Here is a 19954-nt window from a genome sequence, read left to right on the forward strand (position 1 = left end):
TATCTACTGAAAAAATACATTTTCGTTCTAATTTAAATCCAGGTGGTACAGTTGGAAGTTTAAATACAGGTACAATCACAGGTGTATCTCCTTCAGCTCTGATAAAATTGAAAGTTTGTTGGTCAATCTCATAGATATTAACTGGATCAATCTCCACACCTTGAGCTGGAATCGTAATTTCATCTTCAACTAATAGGAAAAAGCGTTCGTTTCGAAAATTGAAAAGACTTCTCGCTCCAATTACAAATGATGCCATTTTATATTCACCTCCTATTCTATAGAATATTGTATTCATATCGAATACAGTTGTTTGGACAAAAAGGAAGGTGGAGTGAAGATATAGTAAATATTATTTTTTCAATACTTATAATTAGCCATTCTGTTTCTAGACCGAAGTCTATCCTATAGGGTACTTTTGAGTAAAGTAACTATAAGAGGGTCACTTGGGATAGAAGTGACCCTTAGTAACAAGATTCGGAGGTGTAAGGCTAAATTAGCTTTACACTACTATTAATATGTCGTGATAGCTTTGTTTGTATAGTGAATTGCCTGTGAAATAAATTTAAAAATAAAAAAAGCCGTAGCATCGTCACCCACTACAGTAAACTAATGAACAATATGAGGATTTTGTGCAGTAAAAGACAAGGATGGTTACAGGGCACTAAAACCATCAATGTTGAATGGAAATGCCCTATTTGTGGTGAAAAAAATGGGTAATCCTAAGCTTAGACAATTTTGTGAAGATGAAGAATTCTATTCTGTTCACATTTGGGAAAATCCTTGTGGTCATATTGTGAAATATACAGATTTAAAAGAATTTGAACAATATTGAATAATCCAGGTACAAAGAAATTTGAAGCGGGGTGTACTAATGAATAGTATCGAGTTAGAACAAATAGCAGAGATAGCAATTACTAAATTTAATGAATTGCAACAAGAGAACAAACTAAAAGAGCGGATAGACGGCTATTCAATACTCGATTACTGCTAAGAAATTATCATAGTTTTAAAGCGCGTTGTGAAGAATTAAAAGAAATGAATAAAGTGGAAACAGAAGAAGATCCATTTGTTGAAATTGGTGGCGAATATTTATCTATTGAATCACTTACCCGTAGCAGTGTGCGAACAATGAATATGATAAACTTTATTGATAAAATGCTAGAGTTCTATAAAAATGACTGCAAACAACAAGGGAAAGAAGGGATTCGTAAGTATGATACATTGATGCACTTTTATATTTACGATGACAAAAAGACATATGCTGATATAGCAGAGTTGCATGTGGTTAATGAACGGACGGTAAGAAGAGATTTAAAAGAAGCAGTACACGCACTTTCTGTGTTAATTTTCGGCATAGATGGATTGCGTATTCAGTTATGAAATGTCAAAAACATGTCCTTTTTTATGTTTTTTAAATATTATATAGTGTATATGTAGAGTAAGTGAACTTGCTTTACATCAACTCATTAGTCTTCCAACTAAATAGACGTTTGAGGAAACGTCAACACTACAGAGTCACATCTAACAAGGTGTGGCTTTTTATTATGCTTTAGGAGGTTGAGTTGAAATTGAAAGAGGAAAATTTAAAAGGATCACCCGGAGGATAGTGACCCTTAGTAAAGATTTGGTGGTGTAAGGTTAAATTAGTATTACCTTACAATAGTTATGAGCATTTTAGGTGATATTGGGTATTAATAACCTCTATGCATGAAAGTAGCGCCGACAATAATCAGAAGAATGAATAGAACAACGACTAAAGCGAATGGGTTTCGTTCGCGACGCTCTTCGCGAAATTCTCCGCAGTATTCCATAAAATATCCCTCCTTTCTATAATCTATAATATGTATAGTTTTCAAAAGGGATTGCGATATTTATCTTAGGATGAGTTAGAAAAATGTATAAAAATAAATATGTTAAAAATAGGTATACACTATCAAGAAAAAATAATAGATGTTAGCTAAGTCATATCCAATCGGGTATGGCTTTTTATTATGCCTATAATGGTTGAGCATGACATTGAAAGAGGAAAAATATTTAAAAGGGTCACACGGAGGATAGTGACCCTTAGTAAAGATTTGAAGGTGTAGGAGTACCCTAATAATTATGAGCATCAGAGGCAGTATTGGGTATTAATAACGCATGAACGTAGCGCCGATAATAATCAGAAGAATGAATAGAACAATAAGTAGCGCAAATGCTGAACCGCCACCCCAACCACCATACCCACCAAATTCCTGAGACATAATAATTTCCCTCCTTTCTATAATCTATAACCTATAATATGAATAGTTGTCAAAAGGAATTGCGATATTTATCTATTTTACAAAAATAAAGTCTTATAAATTGAAAAAAATGTTATGACATTGAGAATACAACGAAGAACAGACTGATAGACTTTCACCTGATTTCTAATCAATATCAGGAAGGTTAAAATGAAAAGGATCACTCTGGTAAAAGTGACCCTAAAAAAATAAGGAGGTGTATGGCTAATTAACTTTATCCTATTATTTATTCCTATGTTGTGAACAAAAGAGGTTTTGAGATTAATACAAGAAAGTAGCGCCGACAATAATTAAAAGAATGAATAGAACAACAATTAGGACGAATGAGGAACCGCCACCATAGCCACCGCCGTTATAACCTTCGTAACAACAATTGTTGTTGTAATTACCCATATTTCCGAAGTATCCCATGTGTATACCTCCTTTCTATGTCTATAATATGTATAGTTATAGAAAGTGAGGAGGTATGTATCCTACAAAACAACTTTTAGAATTAGAATTTTGAATTTAGGTAATGGAATATAAGATTAAAAAAAATACTTCTGTAAAGTGGCACTTAGTAACAAGACAAGTAGCTTACTTTATTAATATGAGAAGATGGTTACTTATGTATAGTAAGACGCTAATTATAGTCATATCCAAAAGGGTATGACTTTTTATTATGCATTATGGGACAGCAATGTATAAAAAACGATGGGCGAGGTGAGAGTTTGCTATCCCGAATCCATTGTATGTAAATAAACAAATAGATATTACAAAGTATTTATTGTAGTGGGTTGAACAATGAGTAAAGAAGCGTGCAAAAAATTAATAACGTTCATTTAAAAAGGTAAAAATAAGTGCAATTTGTACTTCAAATACAATGGAAACACTTTCTATTATCAAGATATAAAACGTAAATAGGTTAAATGTGAGATTCTTTTGTAGGCGTTCGTTACACCGAGTGTTGACAGACATATATGTAACTCAACAGGTAGGAGACTACCTAATAGTCCACAGCAGAAGATTTTTGTCTATTTGTAATATGGTAACTAAACAACAACACTTGGAAGAGTTTCAAAGTAACCAATAGGGTTACAAAGTTTGGTTATAAGTGAAATATAAAGCCATTCCTAAAATCCATTAGATTCTTAGGGGTTAGTGGATTTCTTATTGGATATTTATGTTAATATTACTTTAAAGATTGTGAAGAAATGTACTTAAACTCCCATGAAAGAACTTAATCATCTTTCATTTTCTGTGGTGAAGTGCTGATTTTTGTGCTTCATGGATGGCTAACGGTGCAGATTAGTTTAAGAAACAATGATATATTATCAAAGAAATCAGAGGTTAAAAAAGGAGATTTAAATGGATATTAGGAAACTTAATAAAGATGAAAAACTTCCAATGGAATTGTTGCTATTGGCTGACCCTTCAAGAGAGATTATTGAGGAATATGTCAATAGAGGCGAATGTTTTGTAGCTGAAATCGAACAGCAAATTATTGGAGTTTATGTATTACTTCCAACAAGACCAGAAACAGTGGAGCTGGTGAATGTTGCAGTCCTAGAGGAGCAACACGGTAGAGGTATAGGGAAACAGTTGGTAATGGATGCAATTAAGGTAGTTAAGACAAAAGGATACAAAACTATAGAAATTGGAACTGGAAATTCGAGCATAGGGCAATTGGCTCTTTATCAAAAATGCGGTTTTAGAATAATTGGTGTTGATATGGACTTTTTTGTTAAGCATTACCCAGAAGAAATTTTTGAGAACGGTATTCAGTGCAGGGATATGGTTCGTTTATCTCAAGATTTATAGGTTAAAAAAGGGGGAATATTGTTCAACTAACAGGGGCATTAATTGAACAGAGAAACATTTATTATGGTGTTTCTCTGTTTTAAATAACTAAAAGTACTTCTGATAAAATTCCTTCCTAAGCTTTCCGCTTAGTTGTGCATAAATCCGAGTAGTTTCACTTTTTTCATGCCCCATTAAGCTTTGAATTACTTCAATGGGTGCGCTATTGTTTAATAGATGTGTAGCGTAACTATGTCTTAATTGATGGGGATGTATATCTTTATTAATTCCAGCACGACTAGATATTCGTTTAATGATATACCTCATTTGCGCAATACTCATACGATGTGGATTTCTTTCAGTAACAAAAATAGCTGGATCTCTATCTTGGCGACTGTCAATGTATCGTTTAAACCAAATATCACAGCGGACATTAAAGTAAACCTCTCTTTCTTTATCTCCTTTACCTCTAACGATTGCAGAGCGTTCTGACCAATTAATACTATTCTTCTCTAGTGAAACAACTTCTCCAATTCTACATCCTGTTGAAAACAATTATACGAGATCTAAGTCCCAACCAGCCTCAATCATGTTTCTGCAAGTAGGGGGCGAACGGTTTAGTTGACGGGGTCAAGCTCCACGAGCAGATACGTTCTACCCTGGCTACTGCTATAATAAAACTATATAAAAAATGGTCAACCAGAAATATCTGGCTGACCTTATAATACGAACGGTGCAGGTTAGTTGAATAGAGGATTGAAGTAAAGGAGGATAAGATGAATATATATTGTAAGAGTGCATTACATCAAATTAAAGTCGCTGTAACGACAATTGTTGAGGTGATAGAAAAGTTAGCAGAACATGACTTGCAAAAAAGACCTACCCCTAATAAGCATTCCATAGGAGAGCTGTTAGAACATATTTCTATTATTTGTGAAGCTGATTCGCTTATTTCGGACGGGGCATCCCAAGACAAGATGAATAAATTTTATTCAAGTGTTTCATATAAGAATCCAAATGAGATGAAAGAAGCATTGATAAAAAATCATCAATTTTTAGAAGATAAATTTATGAATTTTACAGAAGTCGAACTTCAAGAGGAAATTACTTCTTATTGGGGTGTTACGTACTCACGATATGAATGGTTGTTAGAGATTTTAGCTCACGTTTATCATCACAGAGGGCAATTACACTCTATGCTTGTTCATTGTTATGGGATAGACCCAAAAGTTCCATTGTTTGAATAGAACTTTACTATTGAACTCCCATGAAAGAACGAAATAATCTTTCATTCTCTGTGGTGTAGCGCTGGTTTTTGCGCTACATAGATGGCTAACGGGTAGCTTTAGTGAAAAAAGGAGTACAAAAATAATCAAACTTTATTAAAATCTAATACTAAATAAAAAAGGTTAAATTACATTTTGATTTATATTTTTCAGAATAGAGTTTGTTTAAATTAGCTATTTAAAAAATCTGATTTCTAATCAAGCGTTACTCAATAATAGAAAGGCTTAGGAGTTGTTCCTAAGCTTTTTTGAGGTTTTAAATAAAAGAAATTTTATGAATAATAGTATTGGTTTTATGTAGTCAAAAAGATTCCTTTGTTGGCGTTCGGTACACCCAAGACATGTATCAAAAGAACCTTTTTTGAGTTGTAGGAGAAGGTTTCGACAATAATTTTGAAGTTAAAAAGGAAACAAAAAATCCCCAGTGTAATACTGGGGAGACGGTTTGTCAGGTAAATCATTTTTACTTTTCTAGATAATCTGCATGTAATGGCGGTGGCACTAACCCAACCTTTAAAAAAGGTCACTGAGTGAAGTGACCTTAATGAGGGAGGCTGTGACGGTCAACTAACGCCACAACCGAGTTAAGTGCGTGCGATACACTCAAAATTAATTTGTGCAAATTAATTTTACCTATACATTAAAAGAAGCCCAGCATCATCATACTCTACAAATTGGAAAAATATAGGGTGGTGGCTAATTATTTATGTAATAGAGGGATAGCAATATGAGTAAAAAGGATATAAACTATACCTTTAACCTGGATAAAGGTATATAAACATTTGACAGGGAAGTTAAACTGATCCCTTTATCATGTAATTCCAATATTTTTCGATAATGGATCATAAAAAAACACCTCCTATTTTTGGCATAAAATATGGTTTGAACAAAAATATCGACATAATCTGCATTTATGTAAAGAACCATTTTGATCAATTTTTCAAAATAGTTTCTTTTATTTGCCGTAGCTCTATTAAATGCTCTTTATTACAAGTACGACTTTTATGACTATATTAATTGACTTTATGATAAGGTACTTCAACACCTTCATCGATAAATAATTGATTCTCAACATCTACATAACTCATCGTATTGTGTACCCAATAATACGACTCATCTATTTTATAAAGTGGCACAGACAACTGATGTTCAAATGAAATCATAAATTGTCTATCCTTTATGATCGTAAATCTTGTGCTAAGTTCATCTGCTAATTCATATTGACCTGTAATATCATCCTTATTAGTAAGCGATAATATTTCTACATGTTTTGGTGCTTCTACAGAATATTGTATTCCCATTAAGTAATTCACAATTTCTTGTTCATATTGCGGAAACACTTCTTGATTCGTTGCTAATACAATCATATCCTTTGTGGAAGTATTAATAAAAGCTTGTGCTGAACAACCGATCCATCCACCTGTATGACCAACCCAGTCATCTTGTACGATAAAACCATAACTATAATGCTCAGCGACTTCTATTGGTGTTAACATGGATTGCACAATCTCTTTGCTAATATACCGTCCTTGCAAAAATGCTTTTAAAAACTTTGCTACCTCTGCCACCGTTGCATAAATACCACCGTCACCAAATATATTATTATATTTTTCAATTTTGCAAAAATATGGGTCATTATTTACCTTTTTATATCGTTGCTCCTCGTAATCATACGTATGATTTTGCGCTTCGTATTGTTTTGTAGGCTGTGTTGTTGTACTAGTGAGATTTAATGGTCTTGCAATATATTGTTGTAAATATATTTCATACGATAAGCTACTCACTTCTTCAATAATTTTTGCAAGTAAAACATAATTCGTATTGCTATAGAACCAATGCGCATTCGGCATATGTTGTGGCAGTGCCGTCTCGACAAATGTTTCAACACTTTTTGTAAAATCTCCTGCAATATACTCTGGAATACCAGATGTGTGTGTAAGTAAGTGTGCAACTGTCACATTTGTAAAATGAGGTGCGTTAAACCAATTTGTAATTTTATCATCTAACTGTAGCAGTCCTTTTTCAATTAGTTGAAATGTCATTACTGCTGTATACATTTTACTTAACGACGCAAGATTAAATTGTGTATTTTCAGTAATAAGATGTTGCTCTGAGATATCCTGATAACCATGATAATACTGCTTGATTTGTTCATGTTTTTCATAATACATTGCACCATTAAACGAGATATTTTTAAGTAAACCCTCCACTTGTTAACCTCCTGAATAAATTAGATACCTAACATATTAGACATGAAGAAATTTTATAATTCCTTCATTGCGATCTCCCTTAATTTTTCAACAATGCGTTCTAATTCGTTTAACTCATTTGATGAAATTTTGCTGTAAATTTTATCTGCAATTTGCTGTTCTACATAATCTTGCTTCGAAAAATACTCCAATCCGTTTTCAGCTAACGTTATAAATACTTCACGGCGATTTTGTAGATTAATTTCTCGTTTGATATATTTATTCTTTTCCAACTTCGCTATTAATTGGCTAACTGCGCTAGAGCTAATATTCATTTCAATCGCAATTTCACCCACCGTAATACGTTTTGCTAAATACACAATATCTAATACAACCGCTTGTTGTGTTGTAATGCCGCTATTTAAATATTGCTTATAATGTTTATATATCAAACGGTTTATCGTATATTCTGCTTCATTAATGCGCTTAACCTGTTCATATAAGGACAAAAAATCACCTACTAATGTGTTAGATGTCTAATATATTAACAATTGATTTGTCAAACGTCAATCTTATATAAAAAATGTCATAACATTAGGTATGTTCACTAATTAAACAGGAGGTAAAAGGTCTGTCATTCAGTGGTAAATATCTTGTCACTCATTGGTACAAAGTATGTCGTTGGTGGTACAAATCGCTGGCTGTAATCAATTTTGTAAACGAAAACATGAAAATGATCACTTCTACATCGAAGTGACCAAGAATGAAAGTTGTATTTTAATGGAGCGGATTAAAGGAAAAGAAATAAAAGATATTTATAAGAACGCTCAGAATTTGGTTTATGAAGTTTTAATGTTTATTCAAAGCGTACATTTTCAGAAATTCCTTTTATCTTATCCCAATGCAAAATTTGTATCTCATTATCTTCTCGACTGATAATACCTTTTTCTGTCCAGTCCTTTAGGATACGATTTAAATGTCTTTTTGTAGTACCAATTAATGAGGCAACGTCATCTAAAGAATTTGTTTTTATGTATTGATTTACATGTGTTGGGGATTCAACACTACATAAATAAGCTGCTAAACGTACATTTACTGATGAAAGCGCATTTACTCTAGATGAAATTGTGCAAGTTAGGAGCTTATATGCTAACTCTTTCAATAATAATTGATTGAATTTACTATCAATTTTTAAATGAGCTTCGTACACTTCTAATGGAATAATTAAAACTTCACATGGTTCTACTGCGATACAGTTTGATACAATTAAACAATCTGTAAATATTTCAATATCGCCCATAATCGCGGGTTGTTGGCAATACCTTAATAGTAACTCTTTTCCAGTCACTTCTAAACTAGACACCATATACCTTCCTGAAAGTAAAAAATAAATGCCATCTATCTTGTCTCCCGCTTTTAGAATGTATTCATTAGGTTGAAAAGAACATACAAGAAGGGACGAAGTTAGTTCTTGTGTAAAAGTATAGTGATAAATAGATTGAAATAGACTTTGATTCATTTTTTCCTCCGAGACATCTGTCCTGTATTAATATTATTAATTTTAATATAGTTTTAGATAAATTATAAAGAGGTAGGGATTATTCAAATGAACTTTGTATTCGATTTAGATGGAACACTTTGTTTTGATGGTAAAAGTATTGATAGAGAAATTATTGAAGCACTTCAAGAATTAAAGTTAGCAGGGCATCAAGTGATTTTTGCCTCAGCTAGACCGATTCGTGACTTAGTACCTGTCATACCAAAGAGTTTTCATGAAGGTCTATTGGTTGGTGGAAATGGTACATTTACATATGATAATGGACGAATTCAAGTGAAACATTTTGAACAACAACTTCTAGATAAACTCATAACACTTATTCATCGACATCAGTTGAAATATTTAGCAGATGGTCAGTGGGATTACTCCTATACAGGTGATATTACGCATCCTATTTATCGCAATATCAATAAAAATAATTCAACAAATATTCCGTTGAAACAATTACTACCAGTCTGTAAATTAGTTTTATTCCAAGCAAATGAGGGAGTGTTAAAAGAGCTTCAATCAATCTCAGTCATAGTTACACAGTACAAAACTGAGGACGCTATCGACATTAGCCCTCTAGGTATTAATAAAGTAAGTGGACTTCATATGTTGAACATTCAACAGTTTATTGCTTTTGGGAACGATAGCAACGACAAATGTTTGTTTGAACACGCTGTGCATAGTGTATGCGTGGGGAGTAATGATGTGAAAAGTTATGCGAATGAAATTATTGAACGAGTAGATGTAGCGAAGAAGATTCGTGAACTAATGAGTAAATATGATTTAAAATAATACAAATATGCCTTTAGGTAAAGAAATATTTTCTGATTCCTATTTAGAATGTAAAGATTTAAGAAAAATAATAAGCTACTGCGTGTGATGATGTGGATTAATAAATATTTTACCATTTTTATACATTTTAGAATCAGCGTTACTAATAATAGAAATATTGAAGGGCTTTGGAAATATTCCTAAGCCTTTTTGAGGTATTCTAATGAAAGAAAAATTTATGAAAATAGCATTGGTTTTTATGTATTCAAGAAGATATTTTTTGTTTTAGAGAAATGGCAAAATAGCAAATTAAAGGATTGGAAAAATACGGGGTATTTTGAGATTTAATTAATTCAAAGGTCACTAGGGACAGTGACCGAAGCAAATAAATTTTTAAGGTGCAGTGCGGAGCTAAGCTAATTTGCTTAACATTACTATAAATATGTTGTTATAACAGGTTTTGTATAGTGGATGACCTAGAAAATTGAATTTTAAGAACCGTAACGGTGAGGTTTTACAGTTTATTTTTTCTAAACATTATGAAGATGTTAAAGGGATAGCACGTGCGATAACAGTTTGGGGCAATGCAAGAGGTTGCTATCCCGAAATAATTATATGTAATTTGAATTGAAAACATTACAATGAAATAAAAAAAGGTCATTTCCTAATTCGGAAGTGACCAATAGTTGCCCTGAAAAAATTTTATGTTTTGAGGTTGAAAAAGTTGCGAAAGATGAAATTTACTGATGACACTTGTATTATACGCTTCATAAACAGAAGCATTTAGGGATTTTACAATTATAAATGTAATAAAAAAACTGTGGCGCTCGTCTCATATGCTCCCAATTAGATAAACAGATTTTATTTTCTAATCTGTCTACCTAATAAGGAGCATATCAAGGTGAGTACCTGAGCTTTGTGTTTATTCAGTTTATTCATCATACGGTCTATATTTTGTATGAAGCTCCTTAGCTGCTTCATCGATAGGATTCTTCTCAGAAATTTCTTCAGTATAAGCATTTACAGTTTTTTCTTTAGCTTCTTTTTGCTCACTAGCTGGAGCTTCTTCTTTAGATGCAGCTTCATCCTCACTACATGCAGTTAGTATTAATATAGACAATACTCCTATATAAAATATTTTCTTCATTATATAACCTCCTCGTAATATCATTTGGGTGTATTTAACATTAGATATACAGATAAAAAAGACAAAAAATGCAATTAGTTATCTGTTTTGCTATCTGTTCTGGGTTGTTTATCTGTATTAATTACTTCCTCAAAAGCTGCTTTAATTTCCTCAATTGTATAGCAGAAGACAACTTTTGAAGAGTTCAGTACTGATTTATTACTTGTTGGAATGGTAGGAGTAGCCGCTATAAATGCTCTGTGGATCTAGTTTAGTCAAGAGCAAGCGGTTGAAGGTTCTTACAGTTTAAGTAAGTTTATATCAAATTTAATTATACGTAAGGAGGAAATATAATTGTCTCATTGGATCTACGTCAAGATTGTAGACACACTCAAGTTAATTTTTTGTGTCGCAACGTCCATTTTTGGAGTGTTCCACATCCCGAGTAGACCGTCAAAGTGAAAAGAGCCTTTGACCGCCTACTCGGGATGTAGAGCGGAAAATGCATGGAGGTTGCGCCCGAAAATGTGGAGGGGTAGATTTCTTTGTCCCCTTTTTACGCTGCTGCTCGGCACATTATCTCATATGCATCAGGTGTGAAATAACCAATGCTACCATGGATTCGCTTGCGATTGTACCAGCCTTCGATGTACTTAAATAAAGCTACACGTGCGGTTTCATAGTGGCTGTAGCGCGTTCGGTATACTTCTTCTTTTTTGAGTGTTGCGTGAAATGATTCGATGCACGCATTGTCATATGGGCAACCTTTTCGACTGAATGATGGGATCATTTCGTATTTCTGTAAGCGCTCGCCAAAAGCTTCACTTGTATATTGAGAACCTAAATCCGTGTGTATAATGAGTCCTGGCGCTGGATTTTGCGCGGCTACTGCGTTATCAAGTGCTTCTAAGACTAGGTCAACCGTCATTTTACGACCAAATTTATATCCAACAATTTTCTTTGTATGACAATCTAATACCGACGCCAAATAACACCAGCCATCATTTACTGTGTGGATATACGTAATATCTGCCACCCATTTTTCATTGATGTTTTCGGTTGTAAAGTCTTGTCCCAACACGTTTTCACGCTCTTCAACTGGTTTCTGCGTTGGCGTCGGACGGTACTTTTTTGTAATGTTTGAACGAATGCCTGCTTTTCTCATAATTCGTTGAACGCGATCAATACTGCCTGTATAGCCCTCTTGTTTAAGGATTTGAAATATTTTCGGTGCACCATAACGGCCGTCACTTTCCTTATGAATAACGCGAATACGAGCGAGTAGCTTTTCATTGGCGACATGATAGCTGTTCGGCTTTTTGTGAAATGATTGATAATACGTACTTTTAGGCATTTTTAAAATGCGACACATCAATTGAACGGGTTGATGCTCGCTTTCTTTTGTAATGTGGTCGATCAGTTCTTGGTCTTCTATTTTTGCGCGAATATGGTCATAGCCTTTTTTAGGATATCTACCTCTTGTTTTAAGCGAAGGTTTTCCTTCTGGATAGCAGCTACTTCAGCTGCAGTTAACTCCCCAGTTCCTTCAATTGGAGAATGGAGTTTAATCCATTTATAAATTGTGACTTCTGACACACCATATTCGCTAGCTAGTTGATTGACCGGTGTACCCGAACGATAAAGTTCGACTACTGTTTGTTTAAATTCTTTATTGTACTTTTTTTGACTCATGGTCGGACACGTCCTCTCTTATGTTCAATTCTATTGATTTAACCGAGGTATGTCCACTTATCTATAATACATCCACATTTTGAATATATGGAGTAACTACTCTTTATGTAGGGATAATGTTCTAGTGTCTTTCTACAATTGTTAAGAGTATCCGAACATAACCCAAAAAATGTTCAGTGTAGTATTAGCCTAATTTTCCAATACTAAATATGTTTTAAATACTGTATTTAAGGAAAGATGTTTTTATTAGTGAGATTTCTTACATGGGGTGTAATTGGAGCTGTTATTTTGAGTGTAGCTAGAGGAATGCAAAATGGTACTCTTCAACAGTTCACAAAAAATATTTCGAATAAATTAAATCTCCAGAATGCTCAACAAATGATGCAGCCAATACAACAAATGGCACAGCCATTGCAGCAAATGTCTCAGCTTTTACAACAGATGAACCAATCTTCACAACAATCTAAGCAACCTCAACAACAAACAAACCAACCCTCACAACAAATGAATCAATCATTACAAAATACAGCCATTAATCGATCAACTGGTAGTTCATCACAACAATAATGTATACAAATGAACAATTGCTATGAATAAAGGCTTAGTAATATTTCCTAAGCTTTTCAAAATTAATTATAGTATCTAACGTACATCATATTGGATTTAATAAAAATTAGGAATCAGTTAATGCATTATGAAATCGTATTTACTGAAGAAGAAACAGATGTCTTAATAGCGAAAATAAAGAATTGATTATAATCATCAACAGTTTTCTTTGAAGAGCATATAGAGGATATAAACGATCTTATTGATAGCTCTAGATTTGAATACACCGTAGAGGAAAGAATGCAAGATGAAGCTGAATGGCGTGCAGAGATGATGATGGAAGAAAGCAGATTAGGAATATACGATTGATTTAAATATTATTACCACTAAAGTCACATCTAACAAGGTGTGGCTTATTATTATATTATGAATAAAAATAACAAATAAATTTGTTAAATAAGTTAAATAAATTTATAATAGTCCTAATTAAAATTTAGGATATGGTTTCATGTTCTAAGACGTTTATCAATATCTCGTGTGTCAAAAACCACACTGTAAAGATGACTTTAAGATAGAGAGGAAGAGTCAACCAAATGCTAAAAAACATAAATAATCAAGGTGAGATATTGGATACTGAAAATATTTTAGGGAAATATAGGGATAATATAGAATTAATTCAACAGAAATTAAAACAACTTGAGATGGTCACTACTAAATTGCAAAGTGAAGGATTGGTTGAAATAGAAAAGTTGGCTAATGAATTAAATATGTTGCAGAAGCTCTCAACGAGTATAGAATTTAAAGCTAAGTGTCTTATTTGTAATAACGGTGAAACAATCGAGACATCAGCATCTGAATAAAATATAGTTCAAGTCATATCAAATAGGTGTGGCTTTTTATTATGCATAAAGCAAAACATTCATTATGTATTTTTTTATTTAACGTGTGACAACACTCATTTCAAGTGTCGTCATCTTCTTAATTTTTTATTAGAAGAAGAGAATTTTTACTAAAAGCAAAAGAATTATTAGCTGGTTAAAGGATGGTTTTATTACCAACTTTAAATTCATTTTTATCACCACCTTTTTATTTAATTATTCTGTGTGATGAGGGTAAATTTTATTCCAAATATGAAAATTGTGAAGGGATGAATACTTTGAGTAAGGAAAAATAAACAAGGTCATCATAAGAGGAAAGTTACCCTTAGTAAAGATAGATATGAAGGTGCAAGGGAAAGTTAGTATTACCCTAATAATTATGAGCATTAGAGGCGGTATTGGGTATTAATAATATTTTGAAATGAAACTAGCACCCAATAATTAGAAGAATGAATAGAACAACAATTAGAGCAAATGATGAACCAGATCCATAACCACTACCATAAATTCCTAAGCTTTTTTGGAGGTTTTCAATGAAAGAAAAGTTATGAATATAGCATTTGTATTATGTAATCAAAAGATTCCTTTGTTGGCGTTTGGTAAGGCAGGGGACAGTCCCCATAGTTTAATTTTTTTCTTTTTGAATTGCTTTACGTGCAAGTGCATCTGCAGCTTTATTTTGCGTATCTGGAACCCATTTGATGAAAAATAAATCGAAGCTACTCGCAAGTGTAAGTGCCTGTTCAAGATAAGGTTTAAATTCCTCATTTTTCACATATTCTTTTTCCATAGAGGCAACAACAATTTTTGAATCAGAGCGCACTGAGACTAGGTTTGAACTTAGCTTTAGAGCTTCTTCAAGGCCACGTACTAATGCAGTAAACTCAGCAATATGATTATTGGCTTGCCCTATATACTCACTGATTTGTATATGATGGCCTTCGCCTTTAATAAATATGCCAATACCACTGGGGCCAGGATTTCCTGCACTAGCAGCATCTATATATACTTCTAACATAAAATCCCTACTTTTTAATTTAGATTTTACTTTATTGTACATCAATAGCGCTTTTTCACAATATCTAAGTAGATGTTAAATGGTTAAACAAAATAGTTGCTTGTTCAAAATGTTCACTTCATAATAGTAAGAAGCGAAATTTGGACGTGAAAGGAGCGAGAGTTCAATATGGATAAAGTGACAGTTATGCAAGATATTGATGAACTGCATGATACGTATTGTGCTGATTGCTTAGTGATAAAGCAATTACGAAAAGAGCGTGGGAAACCTGGAGCTCATCGTTTCTGCATTGAAGCCTGTTCAGTAGGAGAGCGACTCCAATTTCTCGGAGAAGAGCTCCTGAAGGTATATAGTAAATAATGTTAACAGAAATGTCTTTTCAACTGTGGCAAAGCAATCATAGGTACTAAACGGACTATGTTTAAATAAAGTAAAGCTTAATGATAAAAGTTTCATTTTTGATCAATAAATAATCATATTTACTAAATTCGATGCATAAATAACAATATGTTCGGAAAAAATTGTATTGGTTGGTTACCATAGAAAAAGCTACTTTGTTGTCGGCTCACTGCCGATAACAACTGTAGCTTTTTTCTATGTAGACTAAAATGCGCCGCACAATCTAAGATTGCTTAGAGCGTGTGGCGCTATTTTAAACATTATTTAGCTGAAGCATAGTTACTTAAATCTTGGTAGTATTTTGTGAGAGAGGAAGCTGAAATATCGAACGTCGCTGCAATTTCTTTTACTGTCATTGATAGCGACTCGAATAGCTCTTTTTCTTGACCATATCGAATCGCGCCAGCAGCAATGGCAGCCTCTTTGCGTGCAGATGGTTGTCCTTCAATTAAATAGTCCTCTAAAAGCTCTAACATAGGAGCTGTTTCTCGCTCATTTTGCTCAAGGAAATCTTTAACTTGTGTGATTACATTGCTCTCAAAGTTCGTGAATTCCTCGCCTTTATAACCGTTCGACACAAGTAACTCCCAGAAGGATAAATGCTCTTCTTTTAAGAATGCACCAACCTTCTTCTCAGAAGCCTCAAAATTTTTCTTAAATTGCTCAAATACCTTTGCATGATCTTCCGGGAAGAAGATAAGCGTTGAAACAGCTAAATAATACTCTGATTTTTTTGTACCATCTGGTAAGATGAATGCAAAAACATGCATACCTTCAGGAATTGGTTTGTCATTTTCACGACGAATATAAATTTCTTCATTTGTTAACACATGTGTAGCTTTGAAATATTTTTCTTCTACAACTGACACGGAACCAATAAATAAATGAGGTTGTGACCATTCTTCTAACACTTTTATTGTAGAAGGTCTTACCGTTTTTTTCTTTGTTTTCTTTAAGTAACCTTTCCAAATAGATGGCTCTTGATGGAAGAAGAAGTCGTCTAACGCGATCGCCTCAATTAGCTCTCTTTGTAGTACGCTCTCTAATTTAGGCTGCCATGTACCTACATGTTCGATATAGGCACGAACATCTTTGCGTTCTGGATATTCTAAGTAAAATGTTTGTAGTACACGCTCTAATTCTTCGATTGCTACAGCTTCTATTGTAACCTGTTGTTTACCTTCACAACATTTTTTATATTTTTTGCCGCTACCGCATGGGCATGGATCATTACGTTTTACCATAATTAGAAACACTTCCTTTGAAAATTGTTAGTCGAATATTGCTAAATAAATTGCATACATTTAATAATAACGGTACATTTGTACGAAGGAAAATGATAGTCTATTTAGAAATATCAAAAAATGTGGATGGACGCCCTGATTCTAGTATATGTACGAAATTACCAGCTTAGAACTAAAAAAAGAAAACCATCTACGCTTTAGAAATAGCATAGATGGTTATCGCAATGTTTAGCCTTTGATAGCTTCCATTTCTGTCGTTAATCGTTCAAGTTCTTCTATAAGGTGACCAATGTAAGCAATCGTATCTCGAAGCGGCTGGTCTGTTGTAACATCGACACCCGCCATTTGAGCTAGCTCTACAGGTGATTTCGTACCTCCAGCTTGCAGGACTGCTAACCATTCATCTACAGCCGTCTTACCTTCTTTTAAAATCCGCTTGGATACTTGTGTAGAAATTGTTAAGCCAGCGCTATATGTGTATGGATATAGGCCCATATAATAGTGTGGTTGACGCATCCAAGTAAGCTCGGCTCCCTCATTAATATCAACAGTGTCACCCCAGAAATCTTCTAATACTGAGCGTTTTAATTGATTTAAAACGGTAGCATTTACAGCTTCTCCAGCGTCGATTAATTCATACACTTTTCGTTGATAAGCTGCCTCTAGTAAGTGTGTGACGAAGTTATGATAATACGTTTTAGACACAATGTTTGAAATAACCCAACGTTTGAAGCGAAGATCATCGTTATGGGTTAATAAATAATTGGCTAGTAGCATTTCATTCATTGTCGATGGTGCCTCGATGAAGTATAACGAAGGACGACTGTTAAAATAAGATTGATGGGCATGTGCATTCACAAAATGACCTGAGTGCCCAAGCTCATGAATTAAAGTGAATACCTCATTCATACGTTCATTCCAAGACATTAAAATATACGGATGACTACCATATGGACTTGAACAGAATGCCCCAGTCGATTTTCCTTTATTTGGTGCATAATCAATCCAGCGTTCGTTAAACGCCTTTTCGATCATCTCTTTGTAATCCTCACCCATAACGTCTAATGCTTTTTCAACATATTCTTTTGCTTCAGCCATTGTTAATTTCGGATCATAGTCTGGATCAAGGGCGATCTTTAAATCAGCAAATGTCATTTTTTCAATGCCATTTACTTGTTGAATAAGCTTTGCGTAACGGCGCATATGAGGTGCAAGCTCTTTCGTAATCAGATCTATTTGACGATTATAAAGCGTACGATCGACATCTTGATCAAATAATAAATAGTCCACGACAGAATCAAAACCTCGTAAATCAGCCATTGTTTTTTCCTGTTGAATGTGTGTGTTATAGATTTTCGCAGTTGTGTGCTGATAATCGCGTAATTTATTCGAAAATGCTTGGAATGCAGCATGGCGTACTTTTGTATCAGCGTCAAACTCCCAGTCATTTTCGTATAATACAAAACTAAGCGGATGTTTTTCGCCATTGGCCTCAAACTCTCCAAAATGCATATCTACAAGCTTTGTCGTATTATACGTTTCATATGGTGCATCAAAAGTAGAGCTAAATGCAGCTAGTGCTTTTTCTACCTCTGGATGCAGCTGATGAGGCTTTTGTTTTAATAATTCCTCTAAATAGACTTTATAATTAGGGCTTAATGTAGCAGCTTCCTCTAAAATAGACTCATCTAGTGCTAGTAATTCACTGCGTACGAAAGAAAATGTACTACTTATTTTACCGACTGCAGCACCATATTTTGCAGCACGCATTTGGGCTTCGTTATCTGTATGATCAGCTTGATTATTTAAGCTTGCATAAGTACCAATAGGAACTATGCTTTCATATAGTGCTTCATAGTTTGTTAAAACATCGATTACCTTTTGGGCATCCGTAATTGTACCTTGATACGTACGTTCAAAATTTCTTGCATCTTCCACAAGCTGCGCTAAAGCAGGCTCAAAATCCGCGTCATTTTCAAGTAAATTTGTTAAATCCCATGTTTGTTCCACTGGTACATCTTTTCGTAATGGCAATACCTCCATCAATTAACACCCCTTTTCGTGTATGTGATTCCATTATAACGAAACTATTTCGGAAAGTGAAATAATTATAGAGAATAGTTTTAATGTTCATAAAAATATAATAATAATATAGAAACTTATGTTCGTGTTAGCTATAATGGATTTAAGGTAAAGGGGGGATGTAATTATAATGCAGTTAGTTTGGGAGAACCCAGATGTGTATAAGCTTAGTCACGTAAATCAAGATAATTTATGGAAGAAGTTAATTGCGGATTTGTTTGAAGATTTTTTGTTGTTCTTTTTGCCAGACTTACATGAAGAAGTAGATTTTTCAAAGCAAGTTGAGTTTTTACAGCAGGTGCTTTTCAAAGAAATTATTGAGCATCGTCAAGGGCGCAAGGTAGCTGATCAAATTGCGAAGGTTCATCTGAAAAATGGGAAAGAACAATGGATTCTCGTCCACACAGAAGTCCAAACTATTGATGAAGTGCATTTTGCGAAGCGTATGTTTGAATACTTTTATCGTATCAGTGATCGCTATGGTAAGAAGATTGTAGCAATTGCTATTTTTACAGGTAAGAGTACCAAAAGCACAAATCAGTATCATGAAAAGTTTTATGGTACAGAAATTATGTATACTTTTAATAAATTTGTTGTTTCAGATTTTGATGAAGAAGAATTGAAAAATCACCGAAGCTACTTAGTAAAGCGTTACTAGCATCTATTTATTTGAATAGAACAAAAAACGAATGAGCCATCGTAGTACTTACAAAAGAGCTTTGTTAAGAGAAGTGTGGTCATTAAATAATGATAAACGAACGGAAGTAAGTGCGTTGCTTTATTTTATTGATTATTTATTGAAATTACCAAGAGCTATGTCTGAAAAGCTTGTAAGAGATGTAAAAGAGGAAATTAGAGAGGAGGAAGAAGTTTTGCATCTATATAAAGGAGATCTACCGCCGACACTTGCTGCAGTTTTGGAATTAGAAAGGCAAGAAGGATTTGAGCAAGGAATTGAACAAACCATTAAACAAATAATCAGTGGTTTGATTGAAACGGGTGCTGACGATGAGTGGATTGCTGAAGTTTCAAAGCTTCCAGTGACAAAGATAAAGGAAATTCGTAATGAACTTAAAAATAATTAAAAAGTATTTAGAATGTTGAACGAACAGAAGT

22 protein-coding genes and 1 pseudogene are annotated in these 19954 nt (G+C 33.7%); 9 read left to right on the forward strand and 14 right to left on the reverse strand.

The genetic code is table 11. From position 1 onward, the window contains the following. Positions 1-256 (reverse strand): spore coat protein (locus ACQKOF_RS09220; RefSeq protein ID WP_427555777.1); only part of this gene is annotated, 256 nt, incomplete at its 3' end. A gap of 779 nt (positions 257-1035) precedes the next feature. Between ACQKOF_RS09220 and ACQKOF_RS09225 the strand changes: the two genes are divergently transcribed. Next, positions 1036-1380, forward strand: a complete 345-nt coding sequence (locus tag ACQKOF_RS09225) for a hypothetical protein (protein ID WP_427555780.1) — start codon at positions 1036-1038, stop codon at positions 1378-1380. Positions 1381-1691: 311 nt separating this feature from the next. On the opposite strand, the gene ACQKOF_RS09230 is transcribed toward ACQKOF_RS09225, so the two are convergent. The 3 genes from ACQKOF_RS09230 to ACQKOF_RS09240 form a co-directional block, all read right to left on the reverse strand. Next, positions 1692-1811 (reverse strand): YjcZ family sporulation protein, encoded by a 120-nt coding sequence (locus ACQKOF_RS09230; RefSeq protein ID WP_370041794.1) that lies wholly within the window; start codon positions 1809-1811, stop codon positions 1692-1694. 318 nt (positions 1812-2129) lie between these two features. Then, complete coding sequence (locus ACQKOF_RS09235) at positions 2130-2243, reverse strand: YjcZ family sporulation protein (protein ID WP_370079063.1); 114 nt, start codon at positions 2241-2243, stop codon at positions 2130-2132. A 300-nt stretch (positions 2244-2543) separates the two neighbouring features. Beyond that, positions 2544-2675: a YjcZ family sporulation protein gene (locus tag ACQKOF_RS09240; protein ID WP_427556114.1), complete on the reverse strand. Its 132-nt coding sequence runs from the start codon at positions 2673-2675 to the stop codon at positions 2544-2546. 954 nt (positions 2676-3629) lie between these two features. Between ACQKOF_RS09240 and ACQKOF_RS09245 the strand changes: the two genes are divergently transcribed. Next, positions 3630-4082 (forward strand): GNAT family N-acetyltransferase, encoded by a 453-nt coding sequence (locus ACQKOF_RS09245; protein ID WP_427555782.1) that lies wholly within the window; start codon positions 3630-3632, stop codon positions 4080-4082. Positions 4083-4169: 87 nt separating this feature from the next. Here ACQKOF_RS09245 and ACQKOF_RS09250 read toward each other — a convergent pair. Next, positions 4170-4616: pseudogene (locus ACQKOF_RS09250) on the reverse strand (tyrosine-type recombinase/integrase); the annotation flags it as partial. A gap of 221 nt (positions 4617-4837) precedes the next feature. Between ACQKOF_RS09250 and ACQKOF_RS09255 the strand changes: the two are divergent. Next, on the forward strand, positions 4838-5308 hold the full coding sequence (locus tag ACQKOF_RS09255; RefSeq protein WP_427555785.1) for a DinB family protein: 471 nt from the start codon (positions 4838-4840) through the stop codon (positions 5306-5308). A 1052-nt stretch (positions 5309-6360) separates the two neighbouring features. Here ACQKOF_RS09255 and ACQKOF_RS09260 read toward each other — a convergent pair. From ACQKOF_RS09260 to ACQKOF_RS09270, 3 genes are all read right to left on the reverse strand, one after another. Further along, on the reverse strand, positions 6361-7557 hold the full coding sequence (locus tag ACQKOF_RS09260; RefSeq protein WP_427555788.1) for a serine hydrolase domain-containing protein: 1197 nt from the start codon (positions 7555-7557) through the stop codon (positions 6361-6363). 53 nt (positions 7558-7610) lie between these two features. After that, positions 7611-8045 carry a MarR family winged helix-turn-helix transcriptional regulator gene (locus tag ACQKOF_RS09265; RefSeq protein ID WP_402932016.1) on the reverse strand — a complete coding sequence of 145 codons (435 nt, stop codon included), beginning with the start codon at positions 8043-8045 and terminating at the stop codon, positions 7611-7613. A gap of 347 nt (positions 8046-8392) precedes the next feature. After that, entirely contained in the window at positions 8393-9055 is a 663-nt protein-coding gene (locus ACQKOF_RS09270; protein WP_427555790.1) for a Crp/Fnr family transcriptional regulator, read from the reverse strand. Positions 9056-9142: 87 nt separating this feature from the next. Between ACQKOF_RS09270 and ACQKOF_RS09275 the strand changes: the two genes are divergently transcribed. Next, positions 9143-9874 carry an HAD-IIB family hydrolase gene (locus ACQKOF_RS09275; protein WP_427555793.1) on the forward strand — a complete coding sequence of 244 codons (732 nt, stop codon included), beginning with the start codon at positions 9143-9145 and terminating at the stop codon, positions 9872-9874. Between the two features lie 910 nt (positions 9875-10784). On the opposite strand, the gene ACQKOF_RS09280 is transcribed toward ACQKOF_RS09275, so the two are convergent. Together ACQKOF_RS09280 and ACQKOF_RS09285 are read right to left on the reverse strand one after the other, a co-directional pair. Continuing rightward, on the reverse strand, positions 10785-11000 hold the full coding sequence (locus tag ACQKOF_RS09280; RefSeq protein WP_427555796.1) for a hypothetical protein: 216 nt from the start codon (positions 10998-11000) through the stop codon (positions 10785-10787). 535 nt (positions 11001-11535) lie between these two features. Next, positions 11536-12671, reverse strand: a protein-coding gene (locus ACQKOF_RS09285) for an IS3 family transposase (protein ID WP_427555799.1) whose coding sequence is annotated in 2 segments (ribosomal slippage) — positions 11536-12446 and positions 12446-12671 — 1137 coding nt in all. Because the reading frame shifts where the segments join, the coding sequence is not laid out codon by codon here. Between the two features lie 288 nt (positions 12672-12959). Here ACQKOF_RS09285 and ACQKOF_RS09290 point away from each other — a divergent pair. Then, positions 12960-13238: a hypothetical protein gene (locus ACQKOF_RS09290; protein ID WP_427555800.1), complete on the forward strand. Its 279-nt coding sequence runs from the start codon at positions 12960-12962 to the stop codon at positions 13236-13238. Positions 13239-13810: 572 nt separating this feature from the next. Next, positions 13811-14077: a hypothetical protein gene (locus ACQKOF_RS09295; RefSeq protein WP_427108198.1), complete on the forward strand. Its 267-nt coding sequence runs from the start codon at positions 13811-13813 to the stop codon at positions 14075-14077. Positions 14078-14522: 445 nt separating this feature from the next. On the opposite strand, the gene ACQKOF_RS09300 is transcribed toward ACQKOF_RS09295, so the two are convergent. Next, positions 14523-14630: a YjcZ family sporulation protein gene (locus ACQKOF_RS09300; protein ID WP_427556117.1), complete on the reverse strand. Its 108-nt coding sequence runs from the start codon at positions 14628-14630 to the stop codon at positions 14523-14525. 90 nt (positions 14631-14720) lie between these two features. Then, complete coding sequence (locus tag ACQKOF_RS09305) at positions 14721-15113, reverse strand: ribonuclease HI family protein (protein ID WP_400719597.1); 393 nt, start codon at positions 15111-15113, stop codon at positions 14721-14723. Positions 15114-15281: 168 nt separating this feature from the next. Between ACQKOF_RS09305 and ACQKOF_RS09310 the strand changes: the two genes are divergently transcribed. After that, positions 15282-15473, forward strand: a complete 192-nt coding sequence (locus ACQKOF_RS09310) for a zinc-finger domain-containing protein (RefSeq protein WP_427555804.1) — start codon at positions 15282-15284, stop codon at positions 15471-15473. A gap of 299 nt (positions 15474-15772) precedes the next feature. On the opposite strand, the gene ACQKOF_RS09315 is transcribed toward ACQKOF_RS09310, so the two are convergent. Both ACQKOF_RS09315 and pepF read right to left on the reverse strand, forming a co-directional pair. Beyond that, positions 15773-16756, reverse strand: coding sequence for an SEC-C domain-containing protein (locus ACQKOF_RS09315; RefSeq protein WP_427555807.1), 984 nt, complete (start codon positions 16754-16756; stop codon positions 15773-15775). A gap of 228 nt (positions 16757-16984) precedes the next feature. Continuing rightward, positions 16985-18799 carry an oligoendopeptidase F gene (gene pepF, locus ACQKOF_RS09320; protein ID WP_427555809.1) on the reverse strand — a complete coding sequence of 605 codons (1815 nt, stop codon included), beginning with the start codon at positions 18797-18799 and terminating at the stop codon, positions 16985-16987. A gap of 169 nt (positions 18800-18968) precedes the next feature. On the opposite strand from pepF, the gene ACQKOF_RS09325 reads away from it, so the two are divergent. Together ACQKOF_RS09325 and ACQKOF_RS09330 are read left to right on the forward strand one after the other, a co-directional pair. Continuing rightward, positions 18969-19496 carry a hypothetical protein gene (locus ACQKOF_RS09325; protein ID WP_427555812.1) on the forward strand — a complete coding sequence of 176 codons (528 nt, stop codon included), beginning with the start codon at positions 18969-18971 and terminating at the stop codon, positions 19494-19496. A 31-nt stretch (positions 19497-19527) separates the two neighbouring features. Further along, complete coding sequence (locus ACQKOF_RS09330) at positions 19528-19923, forward strand: hypothetical protein (RefSeq protein WP_427555814.1); 396 nt, start codon at positions 19528-19530, stop codon at positions 19921-19923. Positions 19924-19954 lie beyond the last annotated feature (31 nt).

Origin of the sequence: Lysinibacillus sp. NPDC093190, assembly GCF_050280425.1 — a bacterium.
GTDB lineage: Bacteria > Bacillota > Bacilli > Bacillales_A > Planococcaceae > Lysinibacillus.